General features: G+C 53.7%; 5 protein-coding genes. 3 read left to right on the forward strand and 2 right to left on the reverse strand.

The annotated features are described in order from the left end of the window. The 3 genes from ACTH3S_RS17445 to ACTH3S_RS17455 all read left to right on the forward strand — a co-directional run. Positions 1 to 538: hypothetical protein (locus ACTH3S_RS17445; protein WP_441810285.1), on the forward strand; the 538-nt coding region annotated here is incomplete at its 5' end. Beyond that, positions 528 to 1,664, forward strand: a complete 1,137-nt coding sequence (locus ACTH3S_RS17450; RefSeq protein ID WP_441810286.1) for a cytochrome-c peroxidase — start codon at positions 528 to 530, stop codon at positions 1,662 to 1,664. The genes ACTH3S_RS17445 and ACTH3S_RS17450, both read left to right, overlap by 11 nt. A gap of 151 nt (positions 1,665 to 1,815) precedes the next feature. Beyond that, positions 1,816 to 4,251: a hypothetical protein gene (locus ACTH3S_RS17455; RefSeq protein WP_441810287.1), complete on the forward strand. Its 2,436-nt coding sequence runs from the start codon at positions 1,816 to 1,818 to the stop codon at positions 4,249 to 4,251. Positions 4,252 to 4,317: 66 nt separating this feature from the next. Here the strand turns inward: ACTH3S_RS17455 and ACTH3S_RS17460 are convergent, their stop codons facing one another. Further along, positions 4,318 to 5,943, reverse strand: coding sequence for a phytoene desaturase family protein (locus tag ACTH3S_RS17460; protein ID WP_441810288.1), 1,626 nt, complete (start codon positions 5,941 to 5,943; stop codon positions 4,318 to 4,320). Next, on the reverse strand, positions 5,940 to 6,614 hold a 675-nt coding region (locus tag ACTH3S_RS17465; protein ID WP_441810289.1), incomplete at its 5' end, for a TetR/AcrR family transcriptional regulator. The genes ACTH3S_RS17460 and ACTH3S_RS17465, both read right to left, overlap by 4 nt.

The raw sequence follows: 6,614 nt of genomic DNA on the forward strand, positions 1-6,614 counted from the left end.
TGTGGCTGCTGACTATGCCGATATTGCGACTGCCACACGCAAGTTGCTGGCGACCTGGGGTACCTGGAATCCGGAAAACGCCGCCTATATACAGCAAGCAAGAGCCCGTGTAGCTGATATGGCAAAAGGAAACGCCAGTTCGCCTCTGGTATTTGGTGGTGCTCTGGAGGTTTTCGAGCTATTGGATGATAACAATCGCGTTCTGCGCAGTAAGGAGCTGGTTGTTACCTTGGCTGAGGGCCGTCATTACGAACTGGCTGAAAGCATCTCACGTACGTCGACTTATACGACGGCTGATCGCAATGCGATGCTGTCGAGCATTGCTGAAAAACTGTCGGCTCAGGACGACTACCCTGGAACGGACATGGCCCGTTTTGATTTCGACGGCGATAGCAACGCCGACTTTTTTGACCCGCAAAGTTCAACCGAAGAACAGGCCGCTGCTCCATTTGAAGTTGATGATGATATTGATGGCGACGGGACCAACAACAGTCTGGACGAAACCCCGTACTGCGCCATCTGTATAAATGCGGCTTAGCAGATTTGTGCTGTTCCTGCTGCTTTTGGCGGGAACAGCATCGGCTGCAACAGAATCGGTGCAAGGTGCCACAGACTTGCGAGCGAAATATTCGGCACCTCAGGAGCAGTGGCCGGCCCCGGTATTGGCTCCGGGCAACCGGATCGAGCCATTGGCGGCCTTACCCGAAAGGGTGAGAGACACCGATGGTGCGAAAAGCAGGAGTAGCGCCTTAAGAAAGGCGCGTCAGGAACTGGGAGAGTTGTTGTTTTTTGACCCAATTCTATCCGGCTCCGGCCAGCATGCGTGCGCCTCCTGCCACGATCCGGATCTTGGGTGGGCCGATGGTCGCCGTTTCTCATTTGGTCACAACCGCCAACAGGGCCAGCTGAATTCGCCAACGATTCTGAATGCAGGTTATCTGAAAGAGCTGTTCTGGGATGGCCGGGCTGTTTCGTTGGAAGAACAGGCCGCGGCGAGTATTACAAACCCCATTGAAATGGCGGGTGATCCGCCGAAGATTATCGGTCGGCTTCAGGATATTGGTGCTTATGATCAACTTTTTGAGAGGGCTTTCGGTGACCCGAGGCTGGACTTTGACCGGGTAACGATCGCCATTGCGGAGTTTGTGCGCCAGCGCACCACCACTGCCACACGCTTTGATCGTTTCATGCGCGGCGAGCGAAGCGCACTCAACGATCAGGAACTTCAAGGTTTGCACCTCTTCCGCACCAAAGGCCGTTGCATGAACTGCCACAACGGCCCGCTACTTACTGATGGTAAATACCACCATCTGGGGACTGCTTTTTATGAAGTCGGCAATTTTACTGGCCGTTATGCAGTGACGAAAAAAAATCAAGATTTCAGTGCTTTTCGAACCGCGCCCCTGCGTAATGTGGCCGTTACGGCGCCATATATGCATAACGGCCTGCTGGCTGACCTCGATCACGTGCTGGCCTCTTACAACATGGGTTGGTGGCAAAACCAGCCTACCGAGCTGGGCCGCCAGGACCCCCGCTTTGCTCAACTGTCGTCGCTCATACAGCCGTTGAATCTCGACCAGCAAGAGCTCCAGGCATTGAAGGCTTTTCTGCTTACTTTAGGTAATGGCGCGCCTTATACGACGCCCACAGAATTGCCCCGCTGACACTTTTCAGCCCAATGGTTTTTGACTTTCCTTTCAGGTTTAACTCATGACAAACAGGCGTTGTTTAATCAATGGTCCTTCGCGAAAACACTATGTGTCGGGCCGACATTGGATTGTGGCTTCCTTTCTGTCACTTTCAGGTTCTGGGCTAATGGCTGAAGAGCAAGAATCGGTCTCGGCCTCGACCTCCCGCCCTGTTCAGTTACCTGAGTTGTTGATTACCGCGCCGGTGCAGAACCCGGGTGGTACAAGTGAATCCGGTGCTGGTGAATATATTTTTGATCAGAGCTATATAGAGCGATTTGGTAGTGCTGATGGCGGTCTTGAGAACATTTTAAAGTTGGTGCCAGGTATCCAGTTTGGCGAAAGCAGTCAGAGTGTCGAGGGGTTGACCGACCTGCGGCCTGAATCAATATCTATTTCTGGCGGACGCTTTTATGAAAATAACTTTGTACTGGATGGGCTGAGTAACAGTAACCGCCTTGATCCGGCTTCGGACAGCAGCAGCTCTTCTGTCAGTGATATTGGTGGTCATGAGCAGTCGCTGTTCATCGATGCCGATCTTATTGGTGAGCTGAAAGTATACGATAGCAATGTACCCGCGGCTTATGGTGGATTTACCGGCGGCGTGGTGGATGCGACAACCAGGCGTGCTGGTCGCGAGCCGGAAGGCAAGTTGACGGTTAGCGGCACGCGCAGCCAGTGGACTCAATTTCGTACCTTTACCCGGGAGTGGGATCCTGAGGTCGAAACATTACCTCCCACGCCTCCCGAAGAGCCGGACTTCGAGCGATACAGGGCGGCCTTTAGTTATTCTGCACCGCTTAACGATCAGATCGGGATGATAACCAGTGTTAGTCAGGCATACTCTGAAACACCAGATGTCAGTTTGGGTAGTACCCGAAACCGGACGCAAAGCAACCAGAATGTGTTGCTGAAGTTGTCCTCCCAACTCGGAGACGCCGCAATTCTGGACCTTTCGGCGACCTGGTCTCCTTATTCCAGTGACACATTTATTACCGACACCAAGGCCAGTGATTACATGGTCAACGGTGGGGGCTATAACCTTAAAGCCGGTTTCGAATACCTTGGCGAGCAGTTGGAACATAATCTGGACCTGGGTTGGACAAGCAGTGTTAACGAACGGGAGGCACCAAACGGCTACTTCAGTTGGGAAAACACCAGTAGCCGCCAGTGGGGCCGTGAAGCCGATGTTGGCCTGAGCCGTGAAGGTGGTTATGGCGATCTGGATAAAATTCAGAATTCGACCGATCTGGCGTATTCCGTGGCAACCTTGCCGGTTCGTATAGGTCCTATGGAAGTCACCAATGAAGCCGGAATTCAGGCCAGCCACAGTACTTATCGCTTTCGGCGTGATGAGGACCTTGCGATATACAGCAATGCAGTGATCAACACCGATGTGCAGTGTCGGGGAATTACGACGGATTGCGTGCAGAGCGAACAGTATTTTTCCAGTCGCAATATTTATCAGGCCGACGATGTTGAAGTAGCGCTGAATGAGGCTGGGTTCTATGGCGAAACGACACTGGCTTGGCAACGCCTGACAGGAACCCTTGGGCTGCGTTATGACTACAATGATTTTCTTGAGAACCATGATGTTGCATTCCGTACGCGCGCGACATTTGATGTGTTTGATAACGCAAGTACCGTTCTAATCGCGGGGTTTAACCGGTACTACGGCGCAGCGTTGCTCACCTACAAGTTGCGGGAGGCAAGGGCCCCGTTTTATACGGAATACCGCTCTACCGAACAGAACATCGTGACGGATTGGGAGCGAGAAGTAGGCCAGGGCGACTACCGCTATGTGTTTGATGATGTAGACACCCCCTTTAGCGATGAGCAGACTCTGGGCCTGGATCAGGCCCTGTTGGGTGGACGCATGGTGTTGAAAGTGGTGAAACGTGATAACAAGGACGAGTTTGCCAGAACCACCACCGATACTCAGGCAGACGGCTATCGTTATTACATCATGAATAATGAGGGCAGCAGCGAGTACCTCGGGGTTTCCCTGGGCTGGAACGGCGTTTATGGTGACACTATGGTCAGCGTTAGCGGCACCTGGTCTGAAACCAAAACAAACAATGCCGATTACGATGACCCCATAGATAATACCCAGCCAGAAGAATTTGTCTGGTATCAGGGGCAGCGTGTGGCGTACGGCGAACTGGATGTTCTGCGCAGTGATTTTAACCGGCCGGTTGTGATTAACATCGGTGTGTCACACCGTTTCAATAATCAACTCAGTGGAACGATCAATGGCCGCTATCGTGGCGATTATGCTCAGATAATTGATACCGGCCGGGAAGTAGACGGTGAGCTGGTCACCTCTGCCAGTGGTGAGGTTGTCCGTGAGAGCCTGACTGAATACGCTGATGAAGATCGCCCGGACACGTTTCTGTTCGACCTTTCCATGCGCTATACCCAACCAGCGATATACGGCACCTCACTGATTGCCGAAGCTGAACTGCGCAACCTGTTCAACGATCGCGTGCACACCGTTCTTGATGGTGATTCAGGGGTTGAGCCTGGTCGTCAGCTTTGGTTGACTCTCGGGTTGGAGTTTTAATCTTTTAAGCGGTGCGGCCGGGCAGGTTTGATACCTGCCCCGTGCCGCCGGGAATGAGACTGTCTATCATCCGCGAAACATCTTCTTGGCCAACGGCAGCCCCTTAAATCCACTCACCGCCACGGTTGTTAGCAAGCCACCAAGCATGGCGCCGACTACGCCACAGGTCATGATGTCTTGGCCAGTTAGGTACAGGCCAGGAATGCGGGTTTTAGGTTTCAGCCAGTCCAGCTCGAAGCGGTCCGGAGTGTGGTCCAGCCCGTAAATTTCTCCCTCGCTGTAACGGCAGAAGTAGTCCGTGGAAAGAGACGTAGATAACTCGTAGTAATCCACCTTGCCTTCAAGGTGAGGGAACTTCTCGTACAGTTTTGCTAGCAGGCGCTGGGCGAATTCTTCCTTTTTCGCTTCGTACTCTTCGCCGCGTTTGCCCCAGGGTTTGTCGGCCCATTCCTCGTACCACTCAAAGGGACCGGGCGCCACGATCTCAATGGTGGCGCGGCCGGGGTAGCGCTCGGCAAAGCTTGGGTCTTTGGCCGAAGGAAACGAAATATAGGTCAGCGATATGTCGTTGTTCTCCGGGTCTTCTGCAAAGTCTTGCACATGCTTTTCGTAGTCTGTGCCCGGGTAAATCCAGTAGTTAGTTTTCGGTAGGCCCAAATTTTCGGCTGTATCCTGCAATCCTATGTATAGGCAGTTGCTGGCCATGGAGCGCTTAACGGTCGTTAACTTGTCTTGGTAATAGTCCCAGTTGGGCGCGTCTTTCGGCAACAGTTTGTTGAAGGTGTTGAACACCCCGGCGTTGCTGATCACCAGTGGTGAGCGTATCTCTGCGCCATCTGCCATGCGCACACCCACGGCTTTGCCTTTCTCGATCAGGATGCTGGTCACGTCGGCGTAGGTGAACACTTCACCACTGCTTTGCTGAATCACCGGGATGATGGTTTTTGCCATTTCAGACGCACCACCAATCGGGTAGTAGCCGCCATGCAGGTAATGGCGGGCAATCAGCGAGTGGATAATGAAACTGGATTGTGCCGGGGGCAGGCCGTTGTCGCCCCATTGGCCGGTTAGTACCGCAATCAATTCCTGATTGCTGGTAATCCCTTCAAGCACTTCGCGGGTCGGCTTGTTAAGAAATTCCGGGGCCCTGCGTTTGGCAAGCATGTTCAGGGGGCCGAGAGCCAGGTTTGGTAATACTTTACCCAGAACAATGGCCGGCATGGCTTTGGACACCTGGCGCAGATAACTCAGGTAGGTGTCGATAGCCTGTTCTTCTTCCGGGAATACTTTGATCAGTTCCGCACGGAATGCATCCGGGCCGGCAACCAAATCTACGTGCTTGTCGCCCAGAAAAATGCGGTCGTAATTGGCGTCCATGGGCGCCCATTTCAATTGGCCATCGGTGATGTGATCAAACAGTCGCTTACCGAGAGTGTGGTCTGCGCCCATGTCGCCGATATAGTGCACACCTACATCCCACTCATAGCCGTTTCGGTCGTAGCTGTGAGTAAAGCCGCCGGCCGTGTAGTGCTGCTCCAGTACCAGCACCTTCTTGCCCATTTTGCTCATGCAGGCAGCGGCTGTTAAGCCACCAATGCCGGAACCAATAACGATGGCATCGTAGGAGCCGTCCAATCGTTTCTCACGATACCTGCGGCCAACGCGAATGGTGCTGGGTTTTGGGCTGCTCATAGGGTTATGTCCTGTTGTAATTGTTGTGGGTTAGATCGGGAGCCGTCCAGCAGCAAGCTGAGTACGCCCTCGGTTAACGTGGGTTCGGCCTTTTCGCTGGGTAAATGGCCATCGATGGTGAGTTGCGACAGTCCGTGTACTAAAGACCAGGCGGCAGCGGTCATCAAAGAGACAGGCGAAGGTTTGAGGTAACCAAGCTGGCGGGCGCGGGCCACGGTGTCTTCCAGAACCTGAAACGCACCTTTACCCGCAGCATCCAAGCGCGGGTGTGTGCCCATGGGTAATACACGACCGCCAAACATTAGGCGGTACAGGTTGGGCTCTTCCTGAGCAAAGGTGACATACACTAGTCCGATGTTGATCAGTGCCTTGCGAGGCACCTGCTGGTCTACCGCGCGCAGGCGATTGCGCAGGGCTTCGAACCCGCTGATCGCCAATTCAGCCAGCAGCGCATTTCTGTCTGAAAAATGTCGGTATAGGGCTGGCGCGCTGACCCCTAGTTGCTTCGCGAGGGCGCGCAGGCTAATGGCGGCATCGCCATCTGCTCTTAGCGTGTCGAGGGCCAGTTGTTGGGCTTGTAAGGGCAGGTCGCCGTGGTGGTAGGTCGGCTTTTCCATGGCTAGCAGCCTGTCGGACTTAACCAAGCAGTATCGACATGAGATAATCGGGGC

Origin of the sequence: Marinobacter sp., from assembly GCF_052094685.1 — a bacterium.
Lineage (GTDB): Bacteria > Pseudomonadota > Gammaproteobacteria > Pseudomonadales > Oleiphilaceae > Marinobacter.

Coding starts and splice junctions, on each gene's coding strand:
- ACTH3S_RS17450 (WP_441810286.1), top strand. CDS start 528: ATGCGGCTTAGCAGATTTGTGCTGTTCCTGCTGCTTTTGGCGGGAACA.
- ACTH3S_RS17455 (WP_441810287.1), top strand. CDS start 1,816: ATGGCTGAAGAGCAAGAATCGGTCTCGGCCTCGACCTCCCGCCCTGTT.
- ACTH3S_RS17460 (WP_441810288.1), bottom strand. CDS start 5,943: ATGAGCAGCCCAAAACCCAGCACCATTCGCGTTGGCCGCAGGTATCGT.